Here is a 17,111-nt window from a genome sequence, read left to right on the forward strand (position 1 = left end):
GGGAGCGGATCGCTGGCGCGCCTCTTTGTCATTATCGGCGGTTTGATCGTGCTGGCGCTGTCGGTCGCGCTGGTCGGGCCGTTCTTCGTAAACTGGACGTCGTATCGCGCCGATTTCGAGCGTGAGGCGAGCCGTATCCTCGGGCGTGAGGTCACGGTTAAGGGCGAGGCCAGTGCGCGTCTCCTGCCGTTTCCCTCCGTCACCTTCGCCAATGTCTCGGTCGCGGGGGGGCCGGGCGGCGAGCCCGCGATGCAGGTCGAAACCTTCTCGATGGACGCCGAACTCGCACCCTTCCTGCGCGGCGAAATCCTGATCTTCGACATGCGGCTCGTACGGCCGATCATGACCGTCGAACTCGACGAGGAGGGCGGTCTCGACTGGATCGAGCGCCCCGGCGGCGATGCCGTCCGGCAGGTCACGTTCGAGAACATTTCCGTCGAGGATGGCGAGCTGCGTCTCTTCCATCGCAAGAGCGAACGGCTGCATCGGGTGTCGAACCTCGATGCCCGGATTTCCGCCCAGACCCTTGCCGGTCCCTGGCGGCTCGACGGGACCGGTGCCGTCGACGGGGTGCCGACCTCGATCGGACTTTCGACCGGTACGTTCGAGAACGACGCGATCCGCGTTCGCCTGCGCGCATCGCCTTTTGGCTCGCCATTCCTGGTCGAAACCGACGGAAATGCCCGGATTTTGGACGGAAAAGCCGTCTATTCGGGCCAGTTTCGCGCCGAAATGGTCGAGAACCGGCCCGAAAATCAGGCCTCCGCGCCGGTTTCACCCCATCGCGTGACCGGAAATTTCGAAATCGACCACGATGCGCTCGACATTCCGGAGTTCACCTACCAGACCGGTCCGGCCGACAATCCCTACATCGCCAGCGGCCGCGGCGGGCTCGATTTCGGCGTCGACCCCCGCTTCTTCATCGCCGCGGACGGCGCGCAGATTCGGCTCGACGAAGGGAGCGAACCGGGGACGGCCAGCCTCGAAACGCGCCTTGCCGGGATCGAGCGCCTGCTCGCCGCCTTGCCGAAACCTTCGGTAGCCGGGACGATCGAGGTCAATCTGCCGGCTCTCGTTGCGGGCGATACGACGATCCGCGATCTGACGTTGAATGCCGAGCCATCGCAAACCGGTTGGAAAATCAACAATTTGCGCGCGCTTCTTCCGGGCCGTTCGACCATCGAGGCGAGTGGCGATCTGGTGGCGACGGACGGGTTGCAGTTCGACGGCGAACTGCTCGTCGCGGTTAACCAGCCCTCCGGCTTCGCGACCTGGCTCGCGCGCGACGTCGACGATGCGATCCGGCGCCTGCCGCCCGGCGGCTTCAACGCGCAGGTCGCGCTGTCGCGCGAGCGCCAGTCTTTCCGCGATCTCGAGCTTGCGCTCGGCGGCGCGGTGTTCCGCGGCGAGATCGACAGTGCGACGCCCGCCGACATGCGCCCGTCGCTGCGCGTCGCGCTCGACGGCGACCGGCTCGATCTTCCCGCCATGCGCGCCTTTGCCTCGCTCTTCGTCAGCGAAACGGGTACGGCCCGCCTTGAGGAGCGCGACGTCGACATCGACTTGAAGGCCGGGCCGGTGACGTTCGACGGGCTGGAGGCGGGGACGCTCGATACGGCGGTCCGGTTGCGGCAAGGCCAGATCGAGGTGGACCGGCTGGCGATCGGCGATCTTGCGGGCGCCAATGTCAGCGCGACCGCCTCGCTGCACGGCCTTGGCGAGACGCCGACCGGCCATGTCGACGCTTCTGTCATCGCGGTCGATCTGGCGCCGCTGGTCGACGCGCTCGCGGCGCGTTTTCCCGACAATCGGGTGCTGGCGGGGCTATCGGCCCGCGCCGGTGCCTATCCCGGTCTTCTCGAAGATGCCGAGCTCGATCTCGTCGCCAGCGCCGTCGAGGGCGAAGGCGGCGCGGTCAGCGCCAATGGCAGCGTTGGCGGCAGCGCGCTGCAGATGACGCTGACGAGCGCGCGAACCGATCGGCCGATCGCCGACCTGCCGATCAATCTCAACTTCACCTGGCGCAACGACGAACCGGCCGCGCTCTACGCGCTGGCCGGCATTCCGGGCCTGCCGCTCGGCTTCGTCGGGCCGGCGGAGGTCACCGGGCGGGTGGTCGGAGAGCTTTCGCGCGGCGCTGAAGCTTCGGTCGGACTGCGCGGCGAAGGGCTCGATGCCGCCTTCGACGGTTCCTTGCAACTCGACGCCTCGGATGTGGCGGTCCAGGGGTCGCTGGCGCTCGACGCCGACGATCTTTCGGGCTGGCTGGCGACGGCGGGGGTCTCGCTTCCCGGCATGACGGCCGGTCTCCCTTTCGACATCCGCACCGGCATCGACGTCGAGGACGGGCTCGTCGTCCTGTCCGGCATCAGCGGAACGGCGCTCGATCAGGTCTTGAGCGGCGATCTCAACATCGACATGCGCGATGGTCGCCCCCATCTGGCCGGTGCGCTCGACATGCCGCAGATCGACCTTGGCTGGCTGGCCTCGCTGGTGGTCGGCGAGGCGGCGCTTGCGGACGGGGCGGTGCCTTTCGAAGCGGCGCCGACCAGCCTCTTCACCGCCAATCTCGACCTGACGGCCGGCCGCGCCGAGATCGGACCGGAATCGCTGACGGACATGTCGGGTGAATTGCGGTTCGGCCCCGAGGGTCTGCGGCTGAACGGGCTGAGCGGCTCGATTGCCGGTGGCGGGTTGCGCGGCTTTGCCGAACTCGCCAACAATTCGGGAACGGCGCTCTTCCAGGCGCAACTGGCGTTGACCGGCGGGTCCCTGTCGGACGCGCTCAACCAGCCGGCGCTTGCCGGCAATTTCGACCTTTCGGCGGTCGCAAGTTCGAACGGGCGCACGCTCGATACGATGATGAGCGCGCTGTCGGGCACCGTCAGTCTCGACCTGCCGCAACTCGCCATTCACGGTCTCGACGGCGGAGCCTTTGCGGACCTCATTGCCGAAGCGGACCGGATCGGCCGCGACATCGATGAGGATGCGACGCAGGCTTTCGCACCTGGCATCATCGGCAAGGGCGTGTTCGAGGCGCGGACCGGCGAGATCGCCCTGTCGATGGCCGGCGGACAGTTGCGCGCCCCGCCGATCCGCCTCGAAGGCGCGGGGGCGGATGTGAGCGCGGATGTGCGCGCCGACCTGACGCGCGGCAGCGTGTCAGTCGATGCTCTCGTCTCCTACGAGGCCGGCGACGAGGAACTGGTCGGGTCAGAGCCCGCGGTGCGGATTTTCGTCGAAGGTCCCCCAAGCGCTCCGGACATCCGTTTCGACACCCAGCCGCTCGCCCAGTTCCTGACGCAGCGCGCGCTCGAGATCGAGCAGGCGCGTGTCGAGGCGATGCAGGCGAGCCTTCTCGAGGCGCAGCGCCTGCGCCGCGAGAACCGCTATTTCGCCGCCCGCGAGCAGGAGCGCCTGCAACGGATCGAAGAGCGCCGTCGCGAGGAGGCTGAGACCTTCCTGCGGGAAGAAGCGGCGCGCGTGGCGCGCGAGGCGGCCGAGGAGGACGAGCGACGGGCGGCCGAAGCCGCGCGGGCGGCAGAGGAAGCCGAGCGACTGGCGCAGGAAGAGGCGGCGCGCCGCGCTGAAGAGGCGGAGCGCGTTCGGCGCGCTGCCGAAGAGGCCGAGGAAGCCGCGCGGCGGCAGGAGCAGCAGTCGAACGAGACGGATGCGTTCCGGCTCGATGTCGAGCGCTTCCTGCAACAGGACGGGGCTTTCGACACCGCGCCGCCTGCGCCGACGCCCGCCCCGGCGCCTCCTGCGCCTGCAGGCGCGGACATCTTTCGCCCCGAGAACCTGACGATCGACGGGCTGCTCGGCCGCGACGGGCTCTACTGACCGGCGATCCCGCGCCGTTTCAGTTCATCGAGCACAAAAAGGCGAAGGGCCGATGAGAGGTTCGTTCGACGATCGCGGGTCGCGTCCACCTGCGCCACCAAAGCGGCGAGCGACATGGATTCTTCGCCCGCCAGCCGGTTCAGTTCTTCGAAGAAGGCGTCTTCCAGGGAAATGCTGGTGCGATGACCGCGGATCGACATCGAGCGCTTGACGATGCCGCTCATTCGTCCGCTTCGGATGTCAGGCGATGCGCGTCGAGATGGGCATCTCGCGCGGTTTCCTCGGCCTGCTGAACCTTGCGTTCGGCAAGGGTGCGGCCGTGTTTGAGGCGGTTCGCCTCTGCGGTGGCGGCGTCGTCGTCCCGCTTGCGGCGCTTTCGCGCCTGCCGGAGATTGACGACTTCGCCCATCGCTACTTCTTGCGGAAGGAATCGAGGGAGACGACCTGGGCGCTTCCCTTGTCGCCGGTCTTTTCACCCGCTTCGTCGTCCTTCGCGGCCAGTTCGAGCTTCTCGGCCTTCTTGACGGCGGCAGGCTTCTTCGGCGCGGCCGCGACGGGCTTGATCTCCGCGACCGGCTCCGGCTCGATCTCCGGCGCATCTTCCGCGCGCACGTCGAATTCGAGCTCGAAATTGACCGACGGATCGTAGAAGCCGCGCACGGCGGAGAACGGGATTTCCAGCTTTTCCGGAACGTCGGCGAAGGAAAGGCCGACCTCGAAACCGGTGTCGGTCACCTTCAGGTCCCAGTACTGGAACTGGACGACGATCGTCATCTGGTCGGGATAGCGCTCGCGCAGGCGGCTCGATATCCGCACGCCCGGCGCACGCGTCAGGAAGGTGATGAAGAAGTGGTGATTGCCGGGCAGGCCGGTCTTCGCCACTTCCGACAGAACCTTGCGCATGACGCCGCGAAGCGCCTCCTGCGCGAGGATGTCGTAGCGGATCAAGTCTTCGGCCATTGTTTGCCTGCGCATCCTGAATCGTTTCGTCCTTGGTGTAGTCAAGCTTCAGGCCGAGGTAAACCGGATTCAGGATTCCGGCGCGGCAGCGCCGATCACCTCGCGGACGAAGGCCACACGCTCGGTGACCGTGCCGAGCGGCAGGCGCACGATTTCGTAGCCGAATTCTCGATAGGCGGGCTCGACGGCGTCGCTCGTGGCGGCGGCTTCCTGCGGGCTCTGGTCGCGTTCGCCGTCGTTGCGGTAGATCTGCGGCCAGTGCGGCGCGACGAAGACGATCGGGTTGTAGCGCAGGCGCCGCGCGGCGGTGATGAAATGTGCGGGCACCGGCTGGTTCATCAGGCGCAGATAGCCGACGAGGTCGGGAATGCCGCGATCGAACAGGACGGGACCGGCATGGCGCCGGGCTTCCTCGTGATTGCGCATGTCGAAGGCGAGCATCAGTTCGGCGAAGAAGAGCGGGTCGTCGCCGCGCGGAGAGGCGTCGACGGCCTGCCGCGCCCTGATGATGGAGCGCCCGGCCTCGGGCATCGTGGCAAGGCCTTCGCTTGCAAGGGCGGAGATCAGCGTCGACTTGCCGGTTCCCGGTCCCCCCGTGAAGACGAAAAAGCGATCCGTTTCAGTCATCTGTCCTCGCTTCATGGCAAAGAGAATCATCTGCGGGGGCACGCAGCGACAAAGGGACAGGAGAGGGAGGAGAAGTGGAGGTTTCTGTTGCCAGGTACCTCCGAACCCCGCCTAAAGGTGCGAACCCATAGGGCTTGATTTGAAGCTATCGCACCGCATTAAGCGGCGAGACGTGCTTCCGCATAGTTGTCGTTTGCAACTACTATTGTAGCCCGATGACGGTGGTACAATGCCGGGTACAGCGTGCTGTCTTTCAACGTCCGTCGATCCCATTTCACCCCCATCAGCAGCCCGTCCGACAGAAATGTCGCGCGGGCGGGTTCCTGGTGGAGGTGGCGGTTTCGAAACCGCGTCCGGTCCATCTATTGCACAGTCGGTTTAGCACCATAGCCGCCTTGCGACGGCACTTCAGAGATAGGCGCTTGCGACCCGGTTTGCAAGACGGATCATGGTTTGCGCGGCGCGCCCATCCGCCAGCCCAGCGCGGCGCCGCCGAGCCACAGCACGAGCGAGGCGGCGACGTAGATCGCGGCCATCGCGTGCCGGCCATCCTGGATGAAAATCAGCGTTTCCAGACTGAATATAGAAAAGGTGGTGAAGCCGCCGCAAAAGCCGGCGAGCCAGAAGGCGCTCGCGGTTGGGCCGAGCGCACCGGCCGCCTCGCGCCGGGCCAAGAGCGCGATGAGGAAGGAGCCGGCGACGTTTGCAACCAGCGTTCCGGCCGGGAAGTGCGCGCCGAGCATGGCCAAGGCCGCAACCGAGACGAGGTAGCGCGCGAGGGAGCCGAGCGCGGCGCCGATGGCGACCGCAAAGAGCAGACGTGCGTTCATGCGGCGAGCCAGAAGCCGAGCACGGCGGCGGCTATGCCGATGAGGAGGGAGAGCGCGACATTGGCGGCCGCGCGGCCGGGCTTTCCAGCGTGGACCAGCGACAGGGTTTGAAGGGAAAAGGACGAGACGGTGGTGTAGCTGCCGAGGAAACCGATGATGGCGAGCTGCCAGATTCGCAGGTCGGGCGAGGGGGTAAAGTGTCCGGCCGCGACCCCGATCAGGAAGGCGCCGGTAGCGTTGACCACGAGCGTGCCCCACGGAAAATCGGGGCCGTACCGCCGCGCGACGAAGCCTGCGACGGTGACGCGCGCGACGCCTCCGGCCGCTCCGCCCGCGGCCACGAGCGCCAGACTCATCGCATCGACCATGTTTCGATCCTTGCCCCACCTCCCTTTGGGTTATCTTGACAGCCGCGCTTTGTGAAGCCAACCAAGCAGCGGGGGGCGATGGTCAGGGAGACGGGTCGATGGACGACCATCTTGCCGACGTCCGCCGCTACGATCCGACGGCCGACGCGGAGGCGATCGAGCGGATCGTCAAGCATCTGGGCGTGGCGCTCCGGAACCCGCAATCGCTGCATATCAAGGCGCTCGATGCCAAGCACGCGGCCAGGCTGCGCGAGAAATGGTGCGGCAGGAAGCTCGGCTGCACCGACCGCGAGCGCGCCGACCTCGCCATCGAAATGGCCGACCTCGCCATGGGCGCGGATGCCGAACGCAAGCGCGTGACGTTCTACTATCTGGTGGCCAAGCAGCTCGGGCGGCTCGATGCCTTGTGAAAAGCGGTGATTGGCAGGTGTCGCGACCCGCGCGTTGCGATAGGGTGGGGCGACTTCAAGGCGGTGATGCATGCGGCAATATCTCGATCTTCTCCAGCACGTCCTCGACCACGGCGTCGACCGGGGCGACCGCACCGGGACCGGCACGCGCGGCGTTTTCGGCTACCAGATGCGGTTCAATCTCGGAGAGGGCTTTCCGGTCCTCACGACCAAGAAGCTGCACCTCAAATCGATCATCCACGAACTGCTCTGGTTCGTCGCCGGCGACACGAACGTGCGCTATCTGAACGAGAACGGCGTCACGATCTGGGATGAGTGGGCGGACGAGAACGGCGAGCTCGGCCCCGTCTACGGCAAGCAGTGGCGCTCCTGGCCGAAGCCGGATGGCGGGTCGATCGACCAGATCGAGAACCTGATTTCCGAGATCAAAACCAATCCGAATTCGCGCCGGCTGATCGTCTCGGCCTGGAACCCGGCCGAGGTCGACCAGATGGCGCTGCCGCCGTGCCACTGCCTGTTCCAGTTCCACGTCGCCAATGGCCGGCTGTCGTGCCAGCTCTACCAGCGCTCGGCCGACATCTTCCTCGGCGTGCCGTTCAACATCGCTTCCTATGCGCTCTTGACGATGATGATCGCGCAGGTGACGGGGCTGAAGGCGGGCGATTTCGTGCATACACTCGGCGACGCGCATCTTTACTCGAACCATTTCGAGCAGGCGCGCGCGCAGCTTCAACGCCGGCCGCATGCCCTGCCGGTGATGAAGCTCAATCCGGCCGTGCGCAGTCTCTATGATTTCCGCTTCGAGGATTTCGCGCTCGAGGGCTATGTCGCCGAGCCTTCCATCAAGGCGCCGATCGCGGTTTGATGACGGAGCCTGCGCATATCCCGGTCAGCCTCGTCGTCGCCATTGCCGAGAACGGCGTGATCGGGCGCGACGGTGACCTGCCGTGGCGGCTGTCGACCGATCTGAAGCGCTTCAAGGCGCTGACGCTGGGCAAGCCGATCGTGATGGGTCGCAAGACCTGGGAGAGTTTTCCGAGGCGTCCGCTGCCGGGCAGAACGAACATCGTCATCACACGGCAGCAGGATTTTGCCGACGAAGGCGCGGTCGTCGCGCGGTCGCTCGACGAGGCGCTGGAAATCGCAGCCGGTGAGGCGCCCGATGAAATCTGCGTGATCGGCGGCGGACAGATATTCGGCGAGGCGATGGCGCGGGCCGACACGCTGCACGTCACGCATATTCTGGCGGCGATCGACGGCGATACGTTCTTTCCGCGCATCGACGACGCTGCGTGGACGCGGGGCACAATCGAGCGGGTGCCTGCCGGAGAGCGTGACAGCCATGCGAGCGAATACGTCATCTATTCACGAAATAGCGCGACCAACGGCCGCTGACGCACGATCGGCGGCCGGTTTGCGTTGAAACGGCCACATTGCACCCCTATAACGTTTTGTAACGTTGATTAGCGTCGGAGGTTCCGCCGCAACGTTGACAATTCCGGACCAAGAGGAAGTTCATGCCCTGGAACAATCAAAGTGGCGGCAGCGGCGGCCCATGGGGAGGCGGCGGCGGTAATGGCGGCGGCAACGGCCCCTGGGGGCAGGGGCCGCGCGGCCCGAGCGGACCGCAGGGCTCGCCGCCCGATCTCGAAGACATCATCCGCCGCGGGCAGGATCGCCTGAAGCAGGCGCTGCCGGGCGGTGGCGGCTCGAATGCGGCGCTGTTCGGCTTCGGTGCGCTGGCGCTCGCCGCGTTCTGGCTCTTCCAGTCCATCTACACGGTCCAGCCGGACGAACTCGCCGTCGAACTGCGCTTCGGCAAGCCGAAGGACGAGATTTCCGAGCCGGGGCTGCACTTCCACTGGTGGCCGGTCGAGACTGTCGAGACCGCCAACGTCGCCGAAAAGCTGATCCAGATCGGTGAGCCGCGCAGCGGCACCTCGACGGGCCTGATGCTGTCGGGCGACCAGAACATCGTCGACGTCAAGTTCTCCGTCGCCTACCAGGTCTCCGATCCGCGCGCCTACATGTTCAACGTCGCTTCGCCCGACGACATGCTGCGCCAGGTCGCCGAGAGCGCGATGCGCGAAGTCGTCGGCCGGCGTCCCGCGCAGGACATCTTCCGCGACAACCGCCAGGGCATCGCCGAGGAAGTTCGCGAGATCATGGACAATTCGGTCACGGATTACGGCGCCGGGATCGCCATCAACGCGATTTCGATCGAGGATGCAGCACCGCCGCGCGAAGTCGCCGACGCGTTTGAGGAAGTTCAGCGCGCCGAGCAGGACGAGGATCGCTTCGTCGAGGAATCCAACCAGTATTCGAACCAGCAGCTCGGTGCCGCACGAGGCGAGGCCGCGCAGGTTCGCGAAGAAGCGGCCGCCTATCGCAACCGCGTCGTGCAGGAAGCGCGAGGCGAGGCGCAGCGCTTCGTTTCGGTCTATGACGAATACGCCAAGGCGCCCGACGTGACGCGCCAGCGCCTGTTCCTCGAGACGATGGAAGGCGTTCTGCGCTCGTCCAACAAGGTGATCGTGGAGCAGGGCACCAATGGCGGGCAGGGCGTCGTTCCCTATCTGCCGCTGCCCGAGCTCGACGCGCGCCGCAACGCATCGAACACCGCCTCGACCCAGGGAGGGACCAACTGATGGCCAACCGTCTTCCCGTTATCGCCATCGTCGTCCTGGCGCTCCTGATCCTGGCCTACTCCTCCTTCTTCGTGGTCAACGAACGCCAGCAGGCGATCGTGCTGCGCTTCGGCGAGATCGTCGATGTGAAGACCGAGCCGGGCCTCTACTTCAAGCTGCCCTTCGGCTTCGCCGAGGCGGACAGCGTCCAGATGATCGAGGATCGCGTGATGCGCTTCGATCTGGACGATATCCGCGTCCAGGTCTCGGGCGGCCGCTTCTACGAGGTCGACGCCTTCATCGCTTATCGCATCGCCGATCCGCGGCGGTTCCGTCAGGCCGTGTCGGGCAGCGTTCCGCTGGCCGAACAGCGTCTCCGCACCCGTCTCGACGCCTCGCTGCGCCGGGTCTACGGTCTGCGCGGCTTCGAAGCCGCGCTTTCGGAAGAGCGGTCCTCGATGATGCGCGAAGTTCGCGACCAGCTTCGTCCCGACGCGACGTCGCTCGGCCTCGAGATCACCGACGTGCGTATCCGCCGGACCGACCTCACCGCCGAGGTCTCCCAGCAGACCTACGAGCGCATGAAGGCCGAGCGTCTTGCAGAAGCCGAGCGCCTTCGCGCTCGCGGCCGTGAAGCGGCCCAGCGCATTCGCGCCCGCGCCGACCGCGAGGTCGTCGAGATCGTCGCCGATGCACGCCGCGAATCGGAGATCCTGCGAGGCGAGGGCGAGGCCGAACGCAACGGCATCTTCGCCGACGCCTTCACGCGCGATCCGGAATTCTTCGAGTTCTATCGCTCGATGGCTGCCTATACGGCGGCGCTGAACGGCGATGCGACGACGATGGTCCTGTCACCCGATTCGCAGTTCTTCCGCTTCTTCGGCAACCCGATGGGCCGGACGCAGGCAGAGCAGCCGGCCGCCCCGGCGCAGACGCCGCCGGCTGCCGGCGCAGACCTCACCACCGGTTCGACGCAGCCCTGACGCAGCGCCGGTCCACCTGAACGAAGCCCCCGGATCGCGCGACGGCCCGGGGGCTTTTCTTTTGTCGCCATGCTTTCACAAATACCGGACAGGCGTGCGAGCGGCTTGCGTCCCGCGCACGCCGTTGCGATTGTGTCCGCGACGTCGCCCGCAGGCTTTGCAAAGTCGGTCCGGGCCGCAAACACGCCGCATTCGAGCGGATCAATGCGCCGCAGAACGCGCCCCTTGGGAGAAAGTGCCTGATGAAGACCCGAATTTCGATCCGCCGGAAACTCACCGTCGGTCTTTCGATCGCCGCGCTTGGCTTGACGGGCCTTTCGGCGCCCGCCATGCAGGCTTTCGCGCAGGCCCAGACGGACGCCCAGCCCGCTCCCGGCAGTGCGCAACCCCGCCAGCAGGGACCGGCCTCCGTCGCCGACCTGGCTGAAGGCCTGCTGGGCGCGGTTGTCAACATCGCCACGTCGCAGAATGCCGCGCGCAACAACCCGGCGCAGCGCAACGTGCCCGTGCCGCAGCTTCCCGAAGGCTCGCCCTTCCAGGAATTCTTCGACGAGTTCTTCAACCAGCAGCAGCCGGGCGGACCGTCCGCGCGGCCGATGCAGTCGCTGGGGTCCGGCTTCGTCATCGATGCCGAGGAAGGCATCGTCATCACCAACAACCACGTCATCGCCGATGCCGACGAGATCGAGGTCAACTTCTCCGATGGCGGCACGCTGCCGGCCGAACTGATCGGCGCCGATCCCGAAACCGATCTCGCCGTGCTCAAGGTCGACCCGACGCTGCGCGATTTGACCGCGGTCGAGTTCGGCGATTCGCAGGAAGCGCGGATCGGCGACTGGGTGATGGCGATCGGCAATCCGTTCGGGCTCGGTGGCTCGGTGACGCTGGGCATCGTCTCTGCGCGCGGCCGCGACATCAATGCCGGGCGCTATGACGATTTCATCCAGACCGACGCGGCGATCAATCGCGGCAATTCGGGCGGGCCGCTGTTCGACATGTACGGCAAGGTCATCGGCATCAATACGGCCATCATCTCGCCCTCCGGCGGGTCGATCGGCATCGGTTTCGCCATTCCTTCGCAGCTTGCCGTCAACGTCATCGACCAGTTGCGCGAATTCGGCGAGACGCGTCGCGGCTGGCTTGGTGTGCGCATCCAGCCGGTCACCGACGACATTGCCGAAAGCCTCGGCATGGACCGCGCGACAGGCGCGCTGGTGGCGGGCGTGATCGAGGGCGGGCCGGTCGACGATGGCTCGATCCTGCCCGGCGACGTCATCCTCTCCTTCGACGGCAAGCCGGTCCGCACCATGCGCGACCTGCCGCGCGTCGTCGCCGAAAGCCCGGTCGGCATGGAGGTCGACGTGCTGATCGTGCGCCGCGGCGAAGAGCAGACCGTGCGCGTGACGCTCGGGCGGCTGGAGGATAGCGAGCGCCAGGCGGAGGCCGGCATCGAGATGGACGAGGACGAGGCGGCGCCGGATGCGGATGTCGAAACGGCCGAAATCCTCGGCATGACGCTTGCCGCGCTGGATGAGGAAACCCGCGCATCCTTCAGCATCGGCGAGGACATTACCGGTGTCGTCGTCATGGAGGTCGCGGAAGGGTCGCAGGCCGCCGAGCGCAACATCGTTGCCGGCGAGGTGATCACGGAGATCGCCCAGGAAGCCGTCGCCACGCCCGCCGACGTTCAGGAGCGGATCGCCGCGCTTGAAGGTCAGGGGCGGCGCAACGCCCTCCTGATGCTTGCCTCGCCGACGGGCGAGCTGCGGTTCGTCACGCTTCGGATGGAATAGGGTCTGACGAATACGAAACGATCGGGGCGGCTTCGGCCGCCCCTTTTTCGTTGCGTCAGGCGGCGAAGTCCGACCCGCGATAGCCCTGGAGATAGAGGAGGGCCGTCAGGTCGCCATGGTCGATGCGGATGCCGGCTTCTGCCGCGACGGCGGGCTTGGCATGAAGCGCGACGCCCATGCCGGCGATGCGGATCATGTCGAGATCGTTGGCACCGTCGCCGACCGCGAGCACGTCCTGCGGCGTGACGCCGGCGCGGGCCGCAAGATCGAGAAGCGAGGCGGCCTTCGCTTCCTTGCCGAGGATCGGTTCGGCGACCTTGCCGGTGAGCCTGCCGTTCTCGACCAGCAGCCTGTTGGCGCGGTGTTCGGCAAAGCCGAGTTTGGCCGCTACCTTCTCGGTGAAGCTTTCGAAGCCGCCCGAGACGAGCGCGGTCGTCGCGCCATTGGCGTTCATGGTCGCGACCAGCGCCTTGCCGCCCGATGCGAGCGAGATGCGCTCGGCGATCACCTGATCGATCACGGCGACGTCGAGGTCGCGCAGCAGGGCGACCCGCTCGCGAAGGGCGGGCTCGAAGGCGATCTCGCCATTCATCGCTCGCGCCGTGATGGCGGCGACGTAGTCCTTGATGCCGACCATGTCGGCGAGCTCGTCGATACATTCCTGGTCGATCATGGTGGAATCCATGTCGGCGATCAGGATGCGCTTGCGACGGTTTTCGGGTTCGAGAACCGCGACGTCGACTGGTGCTCCTGCAACCGCTTCGCGCAGGAGCGCGAGTGCTTCCTGAGCCTCCAGCCCCGCACGAACCGCGAACTCGCACGCGATGCCGTCGTCGAGCCAATTGACGGTCGCGCTTGCACCGAGGGCCTTTGCCGCCCTATTCGCTAGATCGACGGTCACGGCCTTTTCGGCCGGATGCGAGATCAGGACGGCGATGAGCGACATGGCGGACTTTCTGAAACGGGGCAGGGCGTGCTGAAGAATGCGGTCCTGATAGCGGGGCCGACCGCGAGCGGCAAGTCGCGGCGGGCGATGGAGATCGCCGGCGAGACGGGCGGGATCATCGTCAATGCCGATTCGATGCAGGTTTATGACGTCCTGCGCGTGATCACCGCGCGGCCCACCGTAGAGGACGAGGCAAGCGTGCCGCATCGCCTTTTCGGCCATGTCAGCCCCGCAGTCGCCTATTCGGTGGCGCAGTGGCTGGCAGATGTGGACGCGTTGCTCAAATCACCGGATGTGGCTGGGCGAAGGCTCGTTTTCGTCGGCGGCACCGGGCTCTATTTCCGCGCACTGACGCAGGGGCTGTCGGACATGCCCGACATTCCCGCCGGCATTCGCGCCAGATGGCGGCAGGCGCTGATCGAGGAAGGCGCCGAGGCGCTGCACCGCCAGCTCGGCGAGCGGGATGCAGCCGCAGCCGAGCGGCTTCGCCCGAATGACGGGCAGCGCATCGTGCGAGCGCTGGAAGTCGTTGAGGCGTCCGGGCGCTCGATCCTCGACTGGCAGGGCGACCGGTCGGCGCCGCTCGTCGATGCGGCGTCCGCGTCCATGATCGTTCTTGCCCCCGAACGCGAATTCGTGCGCGCCAACATCGACCGGCGTTTCGACGCGATGGTCGATGCCGGCGCGATCGACGAGGTGCGTGCGATCCTCACCCTCGACCTCGTGCCGACCCTGCCCGCCATGAAGGCGATCGGCGTGCCGGAACTTGCCGAGCATCTGCGCGGCAAGGTGACGCTGGACGAAGCGATCACGCGCGCCAAGGCCGCGACCCGCCAATATGCCAAGCGGCAGGACACATGGTTTCGCAACCAGCTCGGACCCGAATGGCGGCGGGTGCAACCCCGTGTGGACTAGCTCGAAAATACTAAGGCGCGTTAACCTGCGATAAGGGAGCGCTGGCGGAAAGTGAGGCCTTGGCGTCAGTATCGGGAACGGTATGCGGTTTCACCAGGCCGAATCGGCTTTCTTTGTCTTCATTGCGGTCGTCCTTGCGGCCGGGGTGACGACGCTGCACGCCTATGGCGTGCTGCAGGCGCAGGCCGCGGAGTCGGTCGGCGAAGACATCGCCTATCTGGCGCGCTTGCTCTTTGCGATCGGCGTGCTGCTCGCGACCGCTATCTTCTTCGGCGCCTTCTTCATCTATCCGCTGATTCGCCATCAGGTGCAGGAGCAGGGCAAGCTGCGCGCCATGACGGAAACGCTGAGCGCGCGTTCGGTGACGCTCGAACAGGCGGCGCTGACCGACAGCCTGACGGGCATGCAGAACCGGCGGTTTTTCGATGAGGCGCTGCGCGAATATCTCGACGCCTTCGGCCGGATCGACCGGCCGATCGGGCTGATGATCATCGATCTCGACCACTTCAAGGCGATCAACGACACGCATGGTCACGACATCGGCGACAAGGTGCTGAAGGAAGTGGCGTCATCCTTGCGCGAACTGACGCGCTACCATGACGTCGTCGCGCGGCTGGGCGGCGAGGAGTTTGCGATCGTCGCGGCCAATCTCGACGATGCGGGGCTGATCGCCTTCGCCGAGCGCATCCGCAAGGCGGTGTCCGCACTCGTCGTCGTCAACGGCAACATCCGTCTCAAGGTCACCGCGAGCGTCGGGCTGGCGGTGTGGAACGGCAAGGAAAACGCGGAAGAGCTCTACCGGCGCGCCGACCAGCGGCTCTATCAGGCCAAGGGGCTGGGCCGGAACCGCGTCTGCGCATAAGGCCGCAGCTCTCCTCGCCCCTAATCAGTCTTCATAAAGCCGGCGCAGGGCCTCGTCGTCGCCGTGGCGGCGCAGGCTGGCGAGCGATGCGCGGGGCGGCGGGGAATCGAGCGCGGCGGCAAGGCGCTCGAACGGATCGTCGCCGATCATCGGACCGAAATCGTCGGCCACGAAGGTCGGACCTTCGCCGCGCAGGCCCTGGATCAACGCATGGAGGTCGATTTCGCCTGGATGGGCGGCGGCATCGGCCACTTCCTGCGGCCGGCCGGGCAATTCGCTCGGCTTCAGCGTCTCGAACTTCATGCGCATCGTGGTCGCGACGCCCTCGCCGAAGGCGATCGCCTCGCGCTGGCCCATCGAGGACAGGAAGGCGAGGGTGGAGGCCGACGAATCGGCGATCGCCGAGCGGATGATCTCCTGGTCGCGCTCGTTGGCGAGGCGCATGGCGAAGATGGTCGAGCACTGCGATAGGACCGTCGGGTCGAGCTCGCCGGGGCGCTGGGTCACGACGCCGAGATAGCAGCCATATTTGCGGCCTTCCTTGGCGATGCGCGAGAGTGCATGGCGCGTCGGGGCAAAGCCGAGACGCGGGTCGGCCGGCATGTAGCGATGCGCCTCCTCGCACAGGACGAGAAGCTTCAGCCGGCCCTTCGAGCCGGAAGCGAGGTCGAAGGCGAGGCGCGACAGGACCGAACAGACCGAATTGACGACTTCGGAGGGCAGGCCCGCGAGTTCGAAACAGGTGATCGTCTTTCCATGATGGGGCACGCGAAAGATCTTTCCGATCGCCTCGTGCAGATTGTCCTCGATGAGGCGCGAGGCGAACATGAAGCGGTAGCGAGGATCGGCCAGGGCGGATTCGATCCGTGCCCGCAAGGCGCGGCAATGCGGCCGCTCGATCTTGGATTCGAGCATTCCCATGCGCTCGTCGATCAGCTTGATCAGATCGACCATGCGGTAGGGAACAGGCGTATCGGCGGTCAGCGACATCGTATCGGCGCCGCGCCGCAGGAGCGTCGCGGACGAAGAGGGGCGATGATAGCGGCTCTTGGCGGCCGGGATGAGGTCGCGCAGGAGGTCGACTTCTTCCGCAACCGCCTCGCGGCCGCGAAAAAGCACCTCGGTCAGTTCCTCCAGCCGGAAAAGCCAGAACGGCATGTCGAGCGAATTGGTGTCGATGCGGACCGAGCGGTCGGGGAAAGCGGCGTGGAACTCGTTGTGCGGATCGAGGATCAGCACGCGCAGTTCGGGATTGGCGTCGACGGCCTTGCGCAGCAGGAGCGCCACCGCGCTCGACTTGCCGACACCGGTTGTCCCCAGGACCGCGAAATGCCGGCTGAGCGTCGTGTCCATCGAAATGCGGGCGAGGATCTGCTGGTCCTGGCTGAGGCTGCCGATCGACACCGCCTGCCGGCCGCCAAGATCGTAGACCGCCTCGAGGTCGCGCGAGCGGATGCGGTGGGCGATGGCGCCGACATGCGGATAGAGCGTGATGCCGCGGTCGAAATGCGGCTTGCCGGCGATGTCCCGAACCTCGCCGACGAGCTCGACCCGCACGATCAGCGTGTTGTCGGCATTGTCGTTCCACTCGGCATGCGGCGTCTCGATCGCATAGACGAGACCGACGGTGCGGGCGGCGCCGAGATTGATCGAGATCATGCGGCCGACGGACCACAAGCCGTCGCTGGCGGTCTGCATTCCGTCCGCTAGGGCCGCGACGGTCGCGCGCGCGCCGTCGCACTGGATGACACGGCCAAGGACGCGCGATTCCGGTTGAAGCGTGTCGCGCCGTTCCTGGCTGACGGCATCGCCCTCATGTCCCGTTCGCTCAACATACATCGCGCGCAAATCCCCGATTACCGGACCAAGCTATGCGGGCGGGGTTAAGGTCGCGTTCGGGCGGATGGTTCACGCCGGGTTAAGTCGGGACAGGGTGCGCAAGGAAATTGC

At 66.3% G+C, this 17,111-nt stretch carries 17 protein-coding genes and 1 other RNA gene; 9 read left to right on the forward strand and 9 right to left on the reverse strand.

What is annotated here, in order from left to right; translation table 11 throughout:
* Nucleotides 1–33: 33 nt before the first annotated feature.
* Complete coding sequence (locus ACT6QU_RS14425; protein ID WP_444564783.1) at nt 34–3,840, forward strand: AsmA family protein; 3,807 nt, start codon at nt 34–36, stop codon at nt 3,838–3,840.
* Here ACT6QU_RS14425 and ACT6QU_RS14430 read toward each other — a convergent pair.
* The 7 genes from ACT6QU_RS14430 to ACT6QU_RS14460 all read right to left on the reverse strand — a co-directional run bounded on the left by ACT6QU_RS14430 (nt 3,834) and on the right by ACT6QU_RS14460 (nt 6,625).
* Nucleotides 3,834–4,064, reverse strand: coding sequence for a ribbon-helix-helix domain-containing protein (locus ACT6QU_RS14430; RefSeq protein WP_444564777.1), 231 nt, complete (start codon nt 4,062–4,064; stop codon nt 3,834–3,836). The genes ACT6QU_RS14425 and ACT6QU_RS14430 overlap by 7 nt on opposite strands.
* The gene (locus ACT6QU_RS14435) at nt 4,061–4,249 is read right to left on the reverse strand and encodes a DUF4169 family protein (protein ID WP_444564778.1); all 189 of its coding nucleotides are present in this window, start codon (nt 4,247–4,249) and stop codon (nt 4,061–4,063) included. Before ACT6QU_RS14435 ends, ACT6QU_RS14430 begins: the two co-directional genes overlap by 4 nt.
* A 2-nt stretch (nt 4,250–4,251) precedes the next feature.
* The gene (locus ACT6QU_RS14440) at nt 4,252–4,800 is read right to left on the reverse strand and encodes an SspB family protein (protein WP_444564779.1); all 549 of its coding nucleotides are present in this window, start codon (nt 4,798–4,800) and stop codon (nt 4,252–4,254) included.
* Between the two features lie 69 nt (nt 4,801–4,869).
* Nucleotides 4,870–5,427 (reverse strand): AAA family ATPase, encoded by a 558-nt coding sequence (locus tag ACT6QU_RS14445; RefSeq protein WP_444836684.1) that lies wholly within the window; start codon nt 5,425–5,427, stop codon nt 4,870–4,872.
* Between the two features lie 73 nt (nt 5,428–5,500).
* Nucleotides 5,501–5,871, reverse strand: a transfer-messenger RNA (tmRNA) gene (gene ssrA, locus ACT6QU_RS14450).
* A 2-nt stretch (nt 5,872–5,873) separates the two neighbouring features.
* Complete coding sequence (locus ACT6QU_RS14455; protein ID WP_444565253.1) at nt 5,874–6,257, reverse strand: fluoride efflux transporter FluC; 384 nt, start codon at nt 6,255–6,257, stop codon at nt 5,874–5,876.
* Nucleotides 6,254–6,625, reverse strand: a complete 372-nt coding sequence (locus tag ACT6QU_RS14460; RefSeq protein ID WP_444565252.1) for a fluoride efflux transporter FluC — start codon at nt 6,623–6,625, stop codon at nt 6,254–6,256. Before ACT6QU_RS14460 ends, ACT6QU_RS14455 begins: the two co-directional genes overlap by 4 nt.
* 98 nt (nt 6,626–6,723) lie before the next feature.
* Here ACT6QU_RS14460 and ACT6QU_RS14465 point away from each other — a divergent pair, with 98 nt between their 5' ends.
* The 6 genes from ACT6QU_RS14465 to ACT6QU_RS14490 all read left to right on the forward strand — a co-directional run bounded on the left by ACT6QU_RS14465 (nt 6,724) and on the right by ACT6QU_RS14490 (nt 12,438).
* A complete protein-coding gene (locus ACT6QU_RS14465) occupies nt 6,724–7,035 on the forward strand; it encodes a DUF2853 family protein (RefSeq protein WP_444565251.1) in 312 nt (103 codons plus the stop codon).
* A 70-nt stretch (nt 7,036–7,105) separates the two neighbouring features.
* On the forward strand, nt 7,106–7,900 hold the full coding sequence (locus ACT6QU_RS14470) for a thymidylate synthase (protein WP_444565250.1): 795 nt from the start codon (nt 7,106–7,108) through the stop codon (nt 7,898–7,900).
* Complete coding sequence (locus ACT6QU_RS14475; protein ID WP_444565249.1) at nt 7,900–8,430, forward strand: dihydrofolate reductase; 531 nt, start codon at nt 7,900–7,902, stop codon at nt 8,428–8,430. The genes ACT6QU_RS14470 and ACT6QU_RS14475 overlap by 1 nt, the downstream gene beginning before the upstream one ends.
* Before the next feature lie 122 nt (nt 8,431–8,552).
* Complete coding sequence (hflK, locus tag ACT6QU_RS14480; RefSeq protein WP_024588664.1) at nt 8,553–9,683, forward strand: FtsH protease activity modulator HflK; 1,131 nt, start codon at nt 8,553–8,555, stop codon at nt 9,681–9,683.
* The gene (gene hflC, locus ACT6QU_RS14485; RefSeq protein ID WP_444565248.1) at nt 9,683–10,645 is read left to right on the forward strand and encodes a protease modulator HflC; all 963 of its coding nucleotides are present in this window, start codon (nt 9,683–9,685) and stop codon (nt 10,643–10,645) included. Before hflK ends, hflC begins: the two co-directional genes overlap by 1 nt.
* Nucleotides 10,646–10,887: 242 nt before the next feature.
* Nucleotides 10,888–12,438, forward strand: coding sequence for a DegQ family serine endoprotease (locus ACT6QU_RS14490; RefSeq protein ID WP_444565247.1), 1,551 nt, complete (start codon nt 10,888–10,890; stop codon nt 12,436–12,438).
* Nucleotides 12,439–12,493: 55 nt separating this feature from the next.
* On the opposite strand, the gene serB is transcribed toward ACT6QU_RS14490, so the two are convergent.
* On the reverse strand, nt 12,494–13,384 hold the full coding sequence (gene serB / locus ACT6QU_RS14495) for a phosphoserine phosphatase SerB (RefSeq protein WP_444565246.1): 891 nt from the start codon (nt 13,382–13,384) through the stop codon (nt 12,494–12,496).
* Here serB and miaA point away from each other — a divergent pair.
* Nucleotides 13,355–14,299: a tRNA (adenosine(37)-N6)-dimethylallyltransferase MiaA gene (miaA, locus tag ACT6QU_RS14500; protein WP_444565245.1), complete on the forward strand. Its 945-nt coding sequence runs from the start codon at nt 13,355–13,357 to the stop codon at nt 14,297–14,299. The genes serB and miaA overlap by 30 nt on opposite strands.
* Before the next feature lie 82 nt (nt 14,300–14,381).
* A complete protein-coding gene (locus tag ACT6QU_RS14505; protein WP_444565244.1) occupies nt 14,382–15,161 on the forward strand; it encodes a GGDEF domain-containing protein in 780 nt (259 codons plus the stop codon).
* 24 nt (nt 15,162–15,185) lie between these two features.
* Here the strand turns inward: ACT6QU_RS14505 and ACT6QU_RS14510 are convergent, their stop codons facing one another.
* Nucleotides 15,186–17,000, reverse strand: a complete 1,815-nt coding sequence (locus ACT6QU_RS14510; RefSeq protein ID WP_444565243.1) for an ATP-binding protein — start codon at nt 16,998–17,000, stop codon at nt 15,186–15,188.
* Nucleotides 17,001–17,111: the final 111 nt, after the last annotated feature.

It is taken from the genome of Aliihoeflea sp., assembly GCF_052435475.1.
Classification (GTDB): domain Bacteria; phylum Pseudomonadota; class Alphaproteobacteria; order Rhizobiales; family Rhizobiaceae; genus Aliihoeflea.

Coding starts and splice junctions, on each gene's coding strand:
- ACT6QU_RS14460 (WP_444565252.1), bottom strand. CDS start 6,625: ATGGTCGATGCGATGAGTCTGGCGCTCGTGGCCGCGGGCGGAGCGGCC.
- ACT6QU_RS14510 (WP_444565243.1), bottom strand. CDS start 17,000: ATGTATGTTGAGCGAACGGGACATGAGGGCGATGCCGTCAGCCAGGAA.
- hflC (WP_444565248.1), top strand. CDS start 9,683: ATGGCCAACCGTCTTCCCGTTATCGCCATCGTCGTCCTGGCGCTCCTG.
- ACT6QU_RS14465 (WP_444565251.1), top strand. CDS start 6,724: ATGGACGACCATCTTGCCGACGTCCGCCGCTACGATCCGACGGCCGAC.
- ACT6QU_RS14490 (WP_444565247.1), top strand. CDS start 10,888: ATGAAGACCCGAATTTCGATCCGCCGGAAACTCACCGTCGGTCTTTCG.
- serB (WP_444565246.1), bottom strand. CDS start 13,384: ATGTCGCTCATCGCCGTCCTGATCTCGCATCCGGCCGAAAAGGCCGTG.
- ACT6QU_RS14440 (WP_444564779.1), bottom strand. CDS start 4,800: ATGGCCGAAGACTTGATCCGCTACGACATCCTCGCGCAGGAGGCGCTT.
- ACT6QU_RS14435 (WP_444564778.1), bottom strand. CDS start 4,249: ATGGGCGAAGTCGTCAATCTCCGGCAGGCGCGAAAGCGCCGCAAGCGG.
- ACT6QU_RS14455 (WP_444565253.1), bottom strand. CDS start 6,257: ATGAACGCACGTCTGCTCTTTGCGGTCGCCATCGGCGCCGCGCTCGGC.
- ACT6QU_RS14445 (WP_444836684.1), bottom strand. CDS start 5,427: ATGACTGAAACGGATCGCTTTTTCGTCTTCACGGGGGGACCGGGAACC.
- ACT6QU_RS14475 (WP_444565249.1), top strand. CDS start 7,900: ATGACGGAGCCTGCGCATATCCCGGTCAGCCTCGTCGTCGCCATTGCC.
- ACT6QU_RS14470 (WP_444565250.1), top strand. CDS start 7,106: ATGCGGCAATATCTCGATCTTCTCCAGCACGTCCTCGACCACGGCGTC.
- ACT6QU_RS14430 (WP_444564777.1), bottom strand. CDS start 4,064: ATGAGCGGCATCGTCAAGCGCTCGATGTCGATCCGCGGTCATCGCACC.
- ACT6QU_RS14505 (WP_444565244.1), top strand. CDS start 14,382: ATGCGGTTTCACCAGGCCGAATCGGCTTTCTTTGTCTTCATTGCGGTC.
- miaA (WP_444565245.1), top strand. CDS start 13,355: ATGCGAGATCAGGACGGCGATGAGCGACATGGCGGACTTTCTGAAACG.
- hflK (WP_024588664.1), top strand. CDS start 8,553: ATGCCCTGGAACAATCAAAGTGGCGGCAGCGGCGGCCCATGGGGAGGC.